Below are 14,505 nucleotides of genomic sequence, written 5' to 3' on the forward strand. Positions count from 1 at the left end.
AATCTTATCAGGTATCTATTTTTCTGATGGTAGTCATCTAAACATTCAACTTTTTGGATTGCAAATAAAATATTAACATTGCTCACTCATTAAATTGATTGTTTTTTAACAAGTTGAACTGGGCATAAGTATGAAATTAGCATCGCTAAGAACAGAGCACCCCGATGGCAAGCTAGTCATTGTGTCGAATGACCAAAAATATTGTGTAGAGGCTGAAAATATTGCACCGACGATGCAGTTTGCACTGGAAAATTGGTCGGCTTGCAGTGAAGCCCTGACGGTTAAATACCAACGTCTCAATGACGGACTCGAAAAGCAACGTTTTGAGTTTTCTACTATGGATACCTGCGCCCCTTTACCTCGTTCCTGGCAATGGCTAGATGGTTCTCTATTTCTCAACCACGGCCATTTGATGCAACAAGCTTTTCATCTAGACCCTATCGCTGACGCTGATAAATTTCCGCTGGTTTATCAGGGTGCAGGTGACAGTTTTCTCGGGGCTGTGGATGACATCGTGGTTGCCGATTTTAAACATGGAATCGATTTCGAGGGGGAGTTTGGGGTGATCGTGGATGCTATCCCTATGGGTAGCTCTGCTGCTTATGCTCTGACTAAAATTCGCTTAGTCGTGTTACTGAATGACATTAGTTATCGGGCCCTCGGTCCAAGAGAAATGAAAACGGGCTTTGGCTTTGTGCAAGCCAAAGGCAGCACTGCATTTGCTCCTCTGGCCCTAACGCCTGAAGAATTGGGTGAGCATTGGCAAAATGGGCGAGTGTGCTTGCCCTTACAAGTTAAAAGAAATGGCCAAATATTCGGTGAACCCCAAGGCCAAGAAATGCACTTTGGCTTCCATGAATTGATTGCGCACGTAGCACAAACTCGCGCCATAAAAGCGGGAACGGTATTTGGTTCGGGGACAGTGTCTAACGTTGACCCGAGCAAAGGGCAAGCCTGTATCTCTGAATTGCGTGCCAAAGAAATGATTAAAACCGGTAGCGGTCAAACGCCCTTTATGCAGCAAGACGAGGTGGTCAGCATGAATGCTTTTGCTCCCAACGGAAAAAGTGTTTTTGGTGCAATTGAGCAGCGTGTTACAGCGCATAACCATGGAGAGAAGCTCTGATGTTTAACCCTAGAAATTTCACCATAATCGATCTATCCGTGACGTTAGATAACAACCCTTACACTGATCCACCTCCGTTACTGCCCAAAATTGATTATATGGATCATCAACAAGGCTGGCCCGAAATGGGCGCCATGTTTCCTGGGTTGACGAAAGAACAGATGCCGGGTGATGAAGCATGGGCGGCAGAGCGTTTGGATATTACCACTCATAGCGGCACGCACATGGATGCGCCTTGGCATTACGCATCAACAACTGATGGCGGCAAACCAGCTTATGGCATTGATGAGCTGCCTCTTGAATGGTGTTTTCAACCCGGTGTAAAGCTCGATTTTCGACATTTACCAGATGGATACCTGATTACCGCTGATGACGTAGAGGCAGAGCTTAAGCGCATAAAACACGAGCTTCAGCCTTTAGATATTGTGGTAGTGAATACTCGAGCTGGCTCAGTATTTGGTCAACCAGACTATCTTGATGCAGGCGTTGGCATGGGGCGTGAAGCGACTATGTACCTACTAGAGCGGGGCGTCAAAGTTGTTGGTACCGATGCGTGGAGTTGGGATGCACCTTTCAAATATACCCGAGAGCGATTCATTGAATCAGGGGATCCATCAATCATTTGGGAAGGGCATAAAGCCGGTCGAGATATCGGCTACGGTCAAATGGAAAAACTGAGTAATTTAGAGGTTTTACCGAGCACCGGTTTCTTAGTCAATTGTTTCCCGTACAAAATTAAAGGTGCTTCAGCAGGCTTTGTTAGAGCTGTTGCACTCATTGAAAAATAATCAACTTTATAAATCTTGGTTTTGTTTTAAGCCGCAGAATCTAATAAGGAAAAAACATGTTTAAGTACTTTCCAACAAACTACGTATGGAATCTATCCGTGAACCTGGCCATAGAAATGGGCGCACGTATCGGTGAGATCGAGGAAATGTGTGGTCCGTTACAAGACGCTGCAAAATCACCAGATAAAGAAGGCGTGCAAGCCTTTAGAGACACCTGGGCCAAGATGGCCGATAAACTTTGCGGCTTAGCAGAAGAAGATTTGGCTAAAGGGCGCACCTTATCAGCAGGCTATAAATATAATCGTGCAGCAACCTACCTTATTACCTGTGAGCGTATTCAAGCTCATGGAGCCCCTGGCAGAACAGAACTTTATAAACATTCACTTGAGCTTTTCCAAAAGTCCATTGAGCTTGGTAAAGAAAATTGTGTGCGTGTTGAAATCCCTTATGAAGGAAAACATCTGTCAGCACTTTATGTGAAAGCAGAGGGAGTAGAAGGCCCAGCGCCCATCCTTATTCAAGTTAACGGTCTTGATTCATCTAAAGAAATGAAATATCGCGTGGGGTTACCCGCATGGTTAGCTGAACGCGGCGTGTCATCGTTAATTTTGGATCAGCCCGGCACAGGTGAAGCGTTAAAATTACAAGGTTTTCATGCTCGTTATGATACTGAACATTGGGCCAGCCCAGTGGTTGATTGGCTAGAACAACAAGAAGACGTGGATAGCAAACGAATTGGTATGGAAGGGGTGTCTTTGGGCGGTTATTACTGTCCTCGTGCGGTTGCCAACGAACCTAGACTTGCCCTAGGTTGTATTTGGGGCGCTAACCATGACTGGCGTGATGTGCAAAAGCGTCGCCTAGAGAAAGAAGGTGACTTCCCTGTTCCCCATTATTGGGCACATGTTCAATGGGTGTGGGGCGCCAAAGATATGGATGACTTCATGAATATTGCTGAAAACGTTCATCTTGATGGTCAGATTGAAAAAATCAAAGTGCCCTTTTTAGTTACTCATGGCTTGAAGGATTCGCAAATCCCCCTTAAATGGGCCGAGCGCACCTACGAGCAATTAGTTAATAGCCCTAAACGCAAACTTAAAATATTTACCGAACGTGAAGGTGGCGTGCAGCATTCAAGTTTTGATAACAGTTCGAATGCGGGTTCTTACATCGCTGATTGGGTGGCTGAAACCTTTAACGAATTAAAAGAAAAGTAGGAGTCCTATTATGAATATTATTGGACCAGACAAACTTATTTTTGCTGTCGACGATGTCACCGCGTGTAAGCAGTTCGCCCTCGATTATGGACTAACACAGCAAGATGATGTCAACTTTGTCGCCCTTGATGGCACAGGCATTGAAATTCACAGCAAAGATAACGCCTCACTTCCCGAAGCCCTCAGTACGGGCTCTATGCTGCGTAAAACGCTTTATGGTGTTGCTGATCAAGGGACAGTTGATGCAATTAAGGCCGAGTTGTCAAAGGATAGAGAAGTCAAAGTCTTGGATGATGGCAGCATCGAGGCGATGGATGACATGGGATTTGTATTAGGGTTTCAAGTGACCATTCGCCAAGCTCTCGACTTGCCAGCTGAAACCATTAATGCACCGGGGGCACCGTCTCAGCGCGGAGTGAATAAAATTGGTGTCAGTAAAGAGTTTGTGGCCAAACCTCGCAGCTTATCTCATGTGGTTTATTTTGTGCCTGATGCCGTTAAAGCTGAAGCCTTTTTCGCTGAACGCCTTGGCTTTGTGACCACCGACCGATTTAAACATATGGGGCCATTTATGCGCCCTGCAGGCACGCAGGATCATCACACATTGTTTTTCCTCAATACTCCGCCCCACATGCAAGGTGTAGAGCATTTTACCTTCCACATGAGTGGCCCAACTGAAGTCGCTCAGGCTGGCAATGCCTTAATTGAAAAAGGTTATCAGAGTTTCTGGGGACCCGGTCGTCATATCTTTGGATCCAATTGGTTCTGGTATTTCAAGAGTCCCTTTGGCTGCAATATTGAATATGACGCCGATATGGACTTACATGACGAGCAATGGGTTGCTCGCGAGGCGATGCCTGGTGCAGATAACTCACAAGTATTTTTATTGCACTATGAAGAGAAATGGGCGCCAGGCGGACCACCTCCGCCTCAAGCGCCTTAATGTGAATGGGTAAAATCTGTATAGGTAAGACAAGTGACATTGCGCAGGGGCAAGCCAAAGGGTTTGACCCAATGCGCCGTGGTAAAGACAGCATGTTTGTTGTGCGCAAAGGTGAACAACTTTTTGCTTATGTCGATATCTGCCCTCACTACGGCACGACCTCATTACCGTGGAAACGTCATAAGTACCTTGATAGTGCAGCCGGTTACCTAGTTTGCGCCGCCCATGGAGCTTTGTTTGATATTGAGACAGGGCTGTGTGTGCAAGGTCCCTGTTTAGGGCAAAAGCTTGATGAAATTCCACTAGAAGTATCTTGTCAAAAAGACATTTTATTAAGCCTAACAACCATTGAGGAGTTCAAGTTGTGAACCCAAGCGTAGAAAAAGTCCTTATCATCGGTGGCGGATTTTCAGGTATGTCAGCAGCCATTGAATTAAGAAAATACGGTATAGAAATTGATTTAGTCGAAATAGATCCCAATTGGCGAGCCGATGGTGCGGGTATCAGTATCGGTGGAGCCACCTTACGGGCTTTTAAAACGTTGGGTATTTTAGAGGAATTCTTAAAAGTGGGCAGTGCCCATAGCGGACTAGATATACATGCACCCCATGGTTTGCATTTGGCGCATATCCCAACACCCGTGATGGGTGATCCCGATGTTCCCAACTCAGGTGCTATTATGCGACCTGCTTTGGCCAAAATATTAGCAGAGAAAACCCGGCAGTCGGGCGCCAATGTAAGACTGGGGTGCACCTTCACCGAGATGTCACAAACCGAAAGTGGGGTTGATGTTACTTTTACCGATGGCACATCAAACCGTTACGACTTGGTCATAGGCGCAGATGGTATGTTTTCAAAAGTGCGCAGTACCTATTTTCCGGAAGCTGAAGAGCCTAAGTATGTAGGACAAGGAATTTGGCGTGCGGTGTTACCACGCCTTCCTGAAGTGAAAAACACTATGATGTGGGTAGGGCCACATTTAAAAGTAGGGGTAAATCCTATGTCTAAGGATGAAATGTACCTATTTTTGACCGAAGACAAAAAAGAACGGCAACATGTTGAGCCCGCCGATTTTTTGGAAAAACTAAAAGCCTTAATGGCGACCTTTCCCGCTCCTATTATCCAGCAGCTAAAAGCTATGCTGAACGAAGATTCACTGATTGATTTTCGTGCTATCGGAAAGTTACTTGTGCCTGCTCCGTGGTATAAAAATCGTATCGTTTTAATTGGCGATACGGTGCATGCGACTACGCCTCATTTAGCGTCAGGCGCTTGTATTGGTATTGAAAGTGCCATTGTCTTAGCAGAAGAATTATCCAAAGATGTGAGTCTGGAAAAAGCACTTGCCGCATTTCAAGAGCGACGTTGGGAACGTTGTCGTATGGTGGTGGAAAACTCGGCTCGATTAGCCCAGATAGAAATAGAGGGCGGCGATAAGCAAGAGCATACTGAAATTATGCGCGAATCTATGATGGCCTTGGCGCAGCCGATTTAAGGCGGCGATGGCTAGATTAAAAGTGAATGAGTCCTAACTTAATCTGGCATTTTTTAAATTAGGTTTGAACAAAATCTGACAGTCGCCAATGAGCGAAAAGCGGTCATTGGCGAAACTTCGATAGTAGTCCGCTCAAGACAAACAACGGACGTTCAGGCATTAATTCATGAGATTCTGCATTGTGGCATTTGCAGACCTTCGCAATTGGCTTCGTCAACATCATAAGTTCCCCTTTAAACGGATTGCAAATTACCTGACTTGCCAAGTTTCCTGCATACAAATGCCTGTATAAAAAAGCAGGTATAATCGGATTTAGTGAATAATGTCTATCTTGCTTCCTATTATGTAAATTTCTAAGGTCTCGTTTTGTTTTTCAAAAATATGCTAAGTTATTAATTTAACTATGGAAAATATTTTTCACATAGTTTTTAATAGGAAGCAGAAAAGTCTCGTTAAACCTAGGTCTCCTTTTGCTTTTGCAACTCCGAGTGGTTTTACTCGCACGATAGCAAAAAATACTGAATAAAATCAGAAGGTAAGCACTTAAAATGACGAAAACAACAATCATATCGAGAAGTTACATATACGACATGCTCGATAATAAGCGTTAGCTGAATAAATCATGACCCCAGCATTTTGGTACAAAAAAAGTGAATGGATTGCTTCGAATAGAGGATTCATTTTTAAAGTTGCGATAATTTCTTTACTCGTTGGTTTAAGCGTTGGATTGATCTCTGATTACTTAAATATCCAGTCAAAAATACTGATACTAATTGCTATGATTGCAGGATTCACTTTTTTTTGGGCTTGCAGTTTCTTTATTGTTTGGTTGTGGTTTCGGACGCCACCCACGAAAGCCAATTCAAAAAATATGATTCTAAAATCTGGTCAAGTTGTTGGTTCGTCTTTGGAGTGGTTTTTTGCGGTATTTCTTGGTCTTTGGTACACGGGGTTGTGCTTGTTTACAATTGCTGTCCCCTTTAGTTTAATATTCAGCTAACAAAAACATCATGGTGGGAATTTTACTCGCTGAAAAAGCGCTCCTAAAATCCCCATATGTTAAGCGTTATATGCCTAAAAAGGCTCAAGGATGAATATGAATCTCCAATTAAAAACATTTTTAGTTTTAGTTACTTTAATACAGGGGTGTTCCTCTACAAACAATATCGCAGAAATTGATACTAGTGAAAATAAAGTCATGAGCGTTAACGTATATTATAACTCCTTAAGAGAAAATGATGCTAAAGCTTTACAGAATGAACTCGTTGATAAAGGTTATCTGGTTAGAGTAGAAAAAAATAAGCCATTATCAAGTAAATATTCGAGCTACATGTATGTATCTAAAGACGATTCTAAATCTGCTTTTATGTTAAATAGTATTGTAAAAGATCTTCTAAAACATAATTTAAATACCAACTTTTTTAAAGATAAAGAAAAATCCGGCATAGCGAAGATAATTTTAACAAATGCAGATGCTGAAAAATCACAAATTAAAAATACCAAACAATCTTATATACCACAATTATGGTCACATCATAAGCAATTGGAAATATTACCTGAGCAGTGTGCTACGAAAGGAATTGATATATTAAGGTCTCTTGGTTTTAGTTCTGTCGTAAAAAATGGTAACTATGTTTATGGGAACTTTGAACTAAATCGCGCGACCATAAAGTGTGTGGGGGTTGATAAACACACTTTTGTTTATACTGCTGTAGCAGGTGAAAACGTTAAACAAGTTGAGCAATTGCGTAACAAGATTTCATGGAAGTTGTAATCGGCATATAACAAGAGACTATGGCGTCAATAGCTAATTTGTAGTCTTCGGCGCTTCCCACATGACCCCGTCTCTGAGCATTGAATTTAAGATAACAACCATCTTTCTAATGCACGCAATAATAGCCACTTTCTTAGGCTTTCCTGCTGCGACTAATCGTTGATATGTTTCCTTAAATACGGGGTTACTTTGTATCGCTGACATCATCGCCATGTACAAAACGGTTCTGACTTGATGTCTGCCACCTTGGATTTTCCGCAACCCTTTATAGCGCCCACTTTCTCGATTCATGGGAGCCACACCGACTAACGCAGAGGCTTGTTTGTTGGTCATGTAACCTAACTCTGGCAGGTTACTGATGATGGAAGCGGAGGCTATTTTTCCTATTCCTTTCATGCTCTGTAAGATGCAATTCTTCGCTTGATAATCAGGACAAGATTCAATGAGCGCGACAATTTTATTCTCGATTTTGGTTATCTGATTCTTAAAGGCAGTGAGAATAGGTTTGATGGTCATGGCGAGTTCTTTTGGTAGAATTTGCAGGCGGTTTTTTTCCATTGTTTGCATGACGAGCAATTGATTTCGCCTTGCAACTAAATCACTCATAGCCTGCATAGTATCTGGTTTTAGTTGAGATAACTTAGGCTGAATAGCTTCACCATAATGAGCAATCAATTGAGCATCTAGTTTGTCTGTTTTAGCTCGCTGACCTATCGCCCCAGCAAAGCGTTTAATGTGAATGGGATTGGCGACAACGAAGGGTAAATTAGCATTTGCACACGCGATAATAAACGGCATTTCTAATCGGCCAGTTGCTTCAATGACGATACGCCCAGGCGAATGCTGTTGGATTTTTTTAATGGCTTCTTTGATACCCTTTTCATCGTTAGAAACAGTGAAATAAATATCGTGAGGGCGGATATAAATATCCAATTGAAACTTGCCCGTATCGACACCGACGTTAACGCTTTGATTTGTTTTTGGATTCATAATAAGCTAACTCTTGCTTGCATAATGCGGGTTGAGACCCAGTAGACTATTCGAGTGTTTTGCTTGGAGTCCTTTGTGGTGTTCTTTCTTGTTATCGGTCTCTCAACTGAGGAGCCATCGCTCAATCGAACTACCACAAAAGAAGGCTTTAGTTGCTGCTAAAGCTTGGGTCTCACTTTACCTCACCCCGATTAAAATCAGGATGATTTACCTGAGTTATTATCCATACAAGGCGTTCAAACGGATTTCCAACAGTTGGCTGTCGTTCGTGCCTCACTATTTTAGCCAACTATTGTAAGCCGCTTAACGCGGCGCTGGGGGATCCCCTCATAGAATTGGTCTTCCTTCTTTGTGAACCCAGGTAATATATTGGGCGATAGCCCATGTCATTTGGGCTGAGTTCATCCTGTAATCTTTTGCCCTTTTCCTGACTTCTCTGCCTAGCCTAATAATAGATAACACGCGCCGACGACGGATGGTGTTAGCTTGAAATGCTCTTTCCCAGTTTTGCTTCACGGCGATGATACCGAGTAGCCGTAATAGCCATTCTGCGAGCATCGCTATCAGCAGTAATATGTCGAATCGTTTGGTACTGCGACTGTTGCTGTGGCGCAGTCCCATGCCGTATTGAGGGCTTTTAATATCGCGGAAGGTTTCTTCTATTTGCATTCGTCTTGCGTAAAGAGAAACCAGCTGTTTTGAGTTAAGTTTATCGTTCTCGGGAAGGTTAGTGGCGAGTAGCCAAGGCTCTTTGCTACCCGCACGATAGCTTTGCTGGGCGGTGTGGTTTCGCCCTGCCTTTGAAGAGCGTTTATCCTTTCGATGTTTGGCCTTTGCTTTGTACAAATGTAGGTGTGCATGAAGCGGGCTTTTACGCCCTAATTGCCCACACCCAAGGTATTTGGCCCGAGAATTTGCACTGGGATAAAACGACTTATTACTTTGCCATGATGCTTGCCCATCCCGCTTAAATCCCACATCACCGCGCACTCGGCCTAGCCAGAACCATCCATGCTTTTCGACTTCACGAAACCAAGGGTTACGATAGCCTGCATCGGTCACAATCAACGGGCAACAACCCGACGGCAGGATACTCGCCAACTCCCGTAAAAACGGATTATGACTAACAGGTGAATTGTATTCACCGAATGAAAATACGCGCTCATAAAGCGTGACAGAGCGTCCTTGAACACTGACCGATGCACGTAAGGTTAAATGCCTGAGCTGCTCACGCACATCAGACCAATCCACAAGGACAACGGGCATGGGGTTAGCACCGCAAAGTAGCTTTGCGTGCCAACGATAGATGTCGAGCCGTTCATTATGTAGGTTGTTATTACCAAGCAGCCTGTCGATGCGTTTAATGTTGTGTTTCGGGGCCACGGAGCCTGAGATATTGCGTCCTAATTCGGTCAACGACAGTTGCTGACCATCTAGCAAAGATTGGGTGGCAACCATCAAAGAGGAAAGACGTTTGGCATGTAGATTAGGGCATTGTTTTTTAAGCAAATCGTGTAAGATATGAATATCACGCATGGTGTTGTTATCTAGTTGGTTTTTGGCGAAATTTATTAGATCAAATGGCGCTATGCGTGTCTATGTTATTGTTTCTGCTCATAATTATGAGGGGATTCGTTAGAGTGAGGCGTTAGATAACCATGGTAGAAATTGTGCTCGTCTTGTTTTTTCTTTTACTTTTCAGTAGCGATGCCAAAGCTGAATATGATCCTTGCTCACTTGATATCTATCCAATAGTTCAAACAAGAGAGTTAGGTCATTCGCCGTCTATCGAACACCCGGCAGTCTTTTTAGCCAAAGAGAACTCTAAAGTTTATTTGTCGGTATCAGATTTAATCGAATTTTCCACATCGAATCCCAACCCCTACATCCCTTACCTCGACGAATCGATTAATTACTTTACGAACAGCCTCAATGGAATAACAAAACCAGTCAAGAACATTAGCTTCTTGCAACCTGATTTAAGTTCGTTAAAAGGGAAAGAACAGCAAATTGCTATTAACGTTTATGGTTTCATAATCAAAGGTTTTCAAGCGGGCCTTTTCAATTCAAAAGCAATGGTTACAATTAATGGTAACCATGTTTCCTCCAGTATATTCACACTTCAAAGAGGTGAAGAACCAAACCCAATTGACGAATACAGTAAAGTCCATAAGATTAAATTCATCAGTAATGGGACACTCATTTATGACTCGTGTTGGATGGATAAGTAAGTCATCTAACAAAAAAATCAAGTCACTCACTTCGTTCGTTGGGACGCATACACGTGGGCTGCTTCGCATTATAGCCCACGCGTCTGCGCCCCTTATTTAAAAGTTAAAATCATCAAGCTCGAACGGCTGCTTTTCGCTCATTACAGCCGTTTGGTATTTCACATCTGTACGACCGCTTTACGTACAGAGCTGTCATTAATATTTTAGGTCTATAACGACCGCTATTGGCACATTGCTGACTGTCAGATTAGGTCGAAAGCGTTTGGCCTTAAATGTCAGATCAAGTCTTAGCTACTACAATTAAAGCCAAAAAGGACATGTGCCTTGTTGGCTAATTTTATGTCACGTATAGTGTTATTTTCTACAGTGGTTCAAATGCGTTAACTTGTTTTAGGTCTTTATTGAGCCCAAGTAATACCTTAATGACTACCTCTAAATCTTCCTTTGATATATCACTCAAGAGCAATTTTTCTCTGTCTAAAGCCACCCCAAGTATTTTGTCATGATGGGTTTCTCCTAGTCGAGTGAGTCGCACAAATGAGGAACACTCGTCTTGTTTATCTTTTATAAAACTAACATGTTCCGATGCTTGCAGTTTTTTGAGGGCGCGGCATAACCGCCGTCATCATTAGAATGACGCCCTGTTTTTTGTGCAGTTTGGCCAGCGTTCGCAGGAGTAGTGTTCGGGTGTTGTTATCCAATGATTGATATTTAATAGGTATCAATAGCCTTAAATAGTTAAGTTGAAGATATGTAAAGACTATGTAATAAGCCTGTGTGTGTGAGAGGTGGATTAAACTGATTTAATGTATTTAGGAAATCTATTGCTACCGATTTACAAATAGGTATTTGTGTGGACTGTAAACTAATCATTTAGAAAGTTAACGATGATTACTTACCTCAAATCGAATAATAATGTAATCAACTATTTTAGGGAGTTGCAGCGTTCCTGACTTATGTGCATTTCTTACCTAATAATCACTATATCTCACAACTGCCGTCACTTGTTTGTCCATGCCTAAGGTAACTAAAGTAACTAAGGTAATGAGTTTTCGAGAGACGACTCGGGCTATTGCCTCTTTTTACTTCTTCTGTTGGTAAACACGATTGATGTCGAATTTTTCTCCAATAACGTGCAAATCAGAGTAGAGCTTACGATAGCCACACACATTGCCTGATTGAGCAAAGTGCCACTTGGACTAAAGGAAATAGTATCGACTGCATGGATAGTTAATATCAATATATTCGATTTTATCAATTCTTAGATTTATTTTATGTTAATCAAATGAAAGTAAATAGTTACTGAGGGTTTGGGTTTGCTACTAAATTTTAACATATAGGCTACTTGATAGCATTGAACATTACACACACGAGTTTGGCACAGCAATAATTATTAGGGACGTCACATGAAACTAAAAAAGCTATCTTTATATTTTCCGCTTCTGGCATTTTCAGCACTATCACTTCAAACTACAGCTCAAGAGACTGTAAACCAAGAAGCAGAGGCTGACGAAAGCAATGCCATTGAAACAATTATGGTTACAGCTCAACGCAAGTCTCAGTCATTACAGGACGCGGCTGTACCAATGTTGGCGGTCAATCAGGATTCACTGACTCGTCAGGGTCTTGATTCTGGTCAAGACCTAGGAAGGCTTTCCCCTTCATTAGGGATAAGTCCTGGTGGTGGCCCACTGACAAGTATTTTTGTTCGTGGCGTAGGGGCGTTGACCGTCAATCCTTTGACTGACGCCGCTGTTGCGCAGAACATCGATGGGGTTTATCTAGGGCGCTCTAGTGGTGCCGCGGGACAAGCGCTTTTCGATTTAGAGCGGGTAGAGGTTCTAAAAGGGCCTCAAGGTACCCTATATGGACGAAACGCGACGGGCGGTGTTGTTAATTACATCCCTGAAAAACCCCAGTTACGTGAAACTTCAGGTTACGCTCAAGTTGAAGCAGGTAATTATTCAAGATTAGGCTTCCAAGGCGCTTACAATGCACCGCTTGGGGATGATGCTGCTGTGAGATTCTCGGTTAACTCATTGCAACGCGATGGTTACTCTGACGATGGCACTAACGATGCCGATACGTTTGCCATTCGAGCTCAAGTTTACTTTGAACCTTCTGATGAATTTAACATTCGTTTTGCCGCAGATTATTCTGAAAATTCAGGGATAGGCCAAGGCGGTGACCTGATAGGTACGTTTAGTAATGACTCGGGTAGCCTAACTGATTTTACTCCTTCAGGAATTGAACTTTTTTCTGGCCCTACCTCAGATGCAGCTAACGACATTCGAACGGGTGTGCTGCACACGCCATCGTTTGCACCATACAAACCGTTAAGTATTGACGATTTAGGTCAGGATCTTTCATTTACAGGCTTGATGGTTGAACTAAATTACACGACTGAATCAGGTACATTCAGTGTGATCCCCGCGTACAGAAAATCAGATCAAGTGTACACATTTGTTGGTCCCGGATTTGCCCCCGCTAAAACGAGCGAGGAAAATGAGCAAACGAGTTTAGAGGCGCGCTTTACGACTGATTTCGAAGGTCCCTTTAATGGTATTTTGGGCGCATTCTATTTTGACGAAGAAATTCAAACCAGTGGCGTGTTCGCGCAAAACTATGCCTCGCCCATCCAAAATTATGAGAATGGTGGCGACTCGTGGGCTATATTTGGTCAGGGAACATATGACATATCGGAAACTTTCCGTATAAATCTAGGTTTGCGTTACACCGAAGATAAAAAGTACGTTGAGGGTATCAGTGATACCTTTGTGACCTTCTGTGGTGGTACACCGGCAAGCGGCGATTTTCTGACTCCGCCAGCAAGTTTTGGTAACGGTTGTGCCTCTGGCGCTATACCAGCTCACCCTATCACTTCAGATCGAGACGAATTTATTGCCTACTTTGTAAATGAAGGATTAATTGCACCAGACTCAGTTGCCACTATTCCCGGCATGGGGCCTCCTCCAGCTTATCCCTTTACCATTCCAGGTAATATTTCCCCTCAAATCGCGACAATAGCAAATGTGGGCGAAGGTTTTATACAGGCAGACTTAGATTACAGCGAAACGACATACCGAATTGGCTTAGAGTATGACGTGGCCAAAGACAATTTATTGTACGCAACGTTCGAAACAGGTTATCGCGCAGGTGGTGTAGATTTATCTGCCGTATCGCCTACCTATGACCCAGAGTATATTGATGCATTTACCATCGGTTCGAAAAATCGCTTTTTAGACAACACCCTTCAACTTAACTTAGAAGCATTTCACTGGAAGTATGATGGGCAGCAAGTTACTTATTTCACTACATTAGATAGCGCATCGTCGTTTCCGATTGCTAATGGTGACTCAACCATACAAGGTTTAGATGTAGATATGATTTGGGCTGTTGGCCAAAACACGACGATAAGTGGTAATGCGCAATTCCTAGATTCGACCTACGACTCGCTGACGTTGGTATCGGACCCTGGACAAGGTCGGTTTGGATGTGCATCAACAGGTGTAACAGGTGCAATCGAAAACTACGATTGTTCTGGAGAAAGCTTATTGTATTCTCCTGATTTCGGTGCCGGAATGGCAATAAACCATCATATTGAGTTTGACGAATATAATTTGTCCTTGACTGCACAGGCGTCTCATCGTTCTGAGCAAGAAACTAATTTCTTGTTTGTCGATGCGACAAAAGCAAAGTCTTACACAACGCTAGACTTAGATGCCACGCTTATGTCTGCCTCAGGCGATATTAACTGGGCTATATCTGTGTTTGTTCGCAATGTGACCGATGAGATATTTGTGGCTAACTCTAATGTCAACAACCGAGGGCTAACGTACGCTATTCACAATCCACCTCGTACCTTTGGAATTCGTTTAAAAGCAGACTTTTATTAGGACAGGCGCAAGAAAGTTGCAATAAACGTTAGCTTCGAATTCTAA

General features: G+C 42.9%; 13 protein-coding genes. 10 read left to right on the forward strand and 3 right to left on the reverse strand.

What is annotated here, in order from left to right; translation table 11 throughout:
* Positions 1 to 130: 130 nt before the first annotated feature.
* From PATL_RS04360 to PATL_RS22765, 8 genes are all read left to right on the forward strand, one after another.
* Positions 131 to 1,126: a fumarylacetoacetate hydrolase family protein gene (locus PATL_RS04360; RefSeq protein ID WP_011573743.1), complete on the forward strand. Its 996-nt coding sequence runs from the start codon at positions 131 to 133 to the stop codon at positions 1,124 to 1,126.
* The gene (locus PATL_RS04365) at positions 1,126 to 1,914 is read left to right on the forward strand and encodes a cyclase family protein (protein ID WP_011573744.1); all 789 of its coding nucleotides are present in this window, start codon (positions 1,126 to 1,128) and stop codon (positions 1,912 to 1,914) included. The genes PATL_RS04360 and PATL_RS04365 overlap by 1 nt, the downstream gene beginning before the upstream one ends.
* Before the next feature lie 56 nt (positions 1,915 to 1,970).
* The gene (locus PATL_RS04370) at positions 1,971 to 3,131 is read left to right on the forward strand and encodes an alpha/beta hydrolase family protein (protein ID WP_011573745.1); all 1,161 of its coding nucleotides are present in this window, start codon (positions 1,971 to 1,973) and stop codon (positions 3,129 to 3,131) included.
* A gap of 10 nt (positions 3,132 to 3,141) precedes the next feature.
* Positions 3,142 to 4,074, forward strand: a complete 933-nt coding sequence (locus PATL_RS04375) for a VOC family protein (protein WP_011573746.1) — start codon at positions 3,142 to 3,144, stop codon at positions 4,072 to 4,074.
* Between the two features lie 5 nt (positions 4,075 to 4,079).
* Positions 4,080 to 4,442 (forward strand): Rieske (2Fe-2S) protein, encoded by a 363-nt coding sequence (locus tag PATL_RS04380; RefSeq protein ID WP_011573747.1) that lies wholly within the window; start codon positions 4,080 to 4,082, stop codon positions 4,440 to 4,442.
* Entirely contained in the window at positions 4,439 to 5,569 is a 1,131-nt protein-coding gene (locus PATL_RS04385; RefSeq protein ID WP_011573748.1) for an FAD-dependent oxidoreductase, read from the forward strand. Before PATL_RS04380 ends, PATL_RS04385 begins: the two co-directional genes overlap by 4 nt.
* A 622-nt stretch (positions 5,570 to 6,191) precedes the next feature.
* Positions 6,192 to 6,569, forward strand: a complete 378-nt coding sequence (locus tag PATL_RS04390; RefSeq protein WP_011573749.1) for a hypothetical protein — start codon at positions 6,192 to 6,194, stop codon at positions 6,567 to 6,569.
* 96 nt (positions 6,570 to 6,665) lie between these two features.
* On the forward strand, positions 6,666 to 7,343 hold the full coding sequence (locus PATL_RS22765) for a hypothetical protein (protein ID WP_011573750.1): 678 nt from the start codon (positions 6,666 to 6,668) through the stop codon (positions 7,341 to 7,343).
* Positions 7,344 to 7,376: 33 nt separating this feature from the next.
* Here the strand turns inward: PATL_RS22765 and PATL_RS04400 are convergent, their stop codons facing one another.
* On the reverse strand, positions 7,377 to 8,333 hold the full coding sequence (locus tag PATL_RS04400; protein WP_011573729.1) for an IS110-like element IS492 family transposase: 957 nt from the start codon (positions 8,331 to 8,333) through the stop codon (positions 7,377 to 7,379).
* Positions 8,334 to 8,660: 327 nt separating this feature from the next.
* Positions 8,661 to 9,869 carry an IS4-like element ISPat1 family transposase gene (locus PATL_RS04405; protein WP_011573751.1) on the reverse strand — a complete coding sequence of 403 codons (1,209 nt, stop codon included), beginning with the start codon at positions 9,867 to 9,869 and terminating at the stop codon, positions 8,661 to 8,663.
* A gap of 122 nt (positions 9,870 to 9,991) precedes the next feature.
* Between PATL_RS04405 and PATL_RS04410 the strand changes: the two genes are divergently transcribed.
* Positions 9,992 to 10,564, forward strand: coding sequence for a hypothetical protein (locus tag PATL_RS04410; protein WP_011573752.1), 573 nt, complete (start codon positions 9,992 to 9,994; stop codon positions 10,562 to 10,564).
* 361 nt (positions 10,565 to 10,925) lie between these two features.
* On the opposite strand, the gene PATL_RS22865 is transcribed toward PATL_RS04410, so the two are convergent.
* Positions 10,926 to 11,099: a hypothetical protein gene (locus PATL_RS22865; protein ID WP_232283286.1), complete on the reverse strand. Its 174-nt coding sequence runs from the start codon at positions 11,097 to 11,099 to the stop codon at positions 10,926 to 10,928.
* Positions 11,100 to 11,970: 871 nt separating this feature from the next.
* On the opposite strand from PATL_RS22865, the gene PATL_RS04415 reads away from it, so the two are divergent.
* Positions 11,971 to 14,460 (forward strand): TonB-dependent receptor, encoded by a 2,490-nt coding sequence (locus PATL_RS04415; protein WP_011573753.1) that lies wholly within the window; start codon positions 11,971 to 11,973, stop codon positions 14,458 to 14,460.
* The last annotated feature ends 45 nt before the right edge of the window (positions 14,461 to 14,505 follow it).

Source organism: Paraglaciecola sp. T6c (genome assembly GCF_000014225.1).
Taxonomy (GTDB): Bacteria; Pseudomonadota; Gammaproteobacteria; order Enterobacterales; family Alteromonadaceae; genus Paraglaciecola; species Paraglaciecola atlantica_A.

Coding starts and splice junctions, on each gene's coding strand:
- PATL_RS04360 (WP_011573743.1), top strand. CDS start 131: ATGAAATTAGCATCGCTAAGAACAGAGCACCCCGATGGCAAGCTAGTC.
- PATL_RS04365 (WP_011573744.1), top strand. CDS start 1,126: ATGTTTAACCCTAGAAATTTCACCATAATCGATCTATCCGTGACGTTA.
- PATL_RS04370 (WP_011573745.1), top strand. CDS start 1,971: ATGTTTAAGTACTTTCCAACAAACTACGTATGGAATCTATCCGTGAAC.
- PATL_RS04375 (WP_011573746.1), top strand. CDS start 3,142: ATGAATATTATTGGACCAGACAAACTTATTTTTGCTGTCGACGATGTC.
- PATL_RS04380 (WP_011573747.1), top strand. CDS start 4,080: ATGGGTAAAATCTGTATAGGTAAGACAAGTGACATTGCGCAGGGGCAA.
- PATL_RS04390 (WP_011573749.1), top strand. CDS start 6,192: ATGACCCCAGCATTTTGGTACAAAAAAAGTGAATGGATTGCTTCGAAT.
- PATL_RS22765 (WP_011573750.1), top strand. CDS start 6,666: ATGAATCTCCAATTAAAAACATTTTTAGTTTTAGTTACTTTAATACAG.
- PATL_RS04400 (WP_011573729.1), bottom strand. CDS start 8,333: ATGAATCCAAAAACAAATCAAAGCGTTAACGTCGGTGTCGATACGGGC.
- PATL_RS04405 (WP_011573751.1), bottom strand. CDS start 9,869: ATGCGTGATATTCATATCTTACACGATTTGCTTAAAAAACAATGCCCT.
- PATL_RS04410 (WP_011573752.1), top strand. CDS start 9,992: ATGGTAGAAATTGTGCTCGTCTTGTTTTTTCTTTTACTTTTCAGTAGC.
- PATL_RS04415 (WP_011573753.1), top strand. CDS start 11,971: ATGAAACTAAAAAAGCTATCTTTATATTTTCCGCTTCTGGCATTTTCA.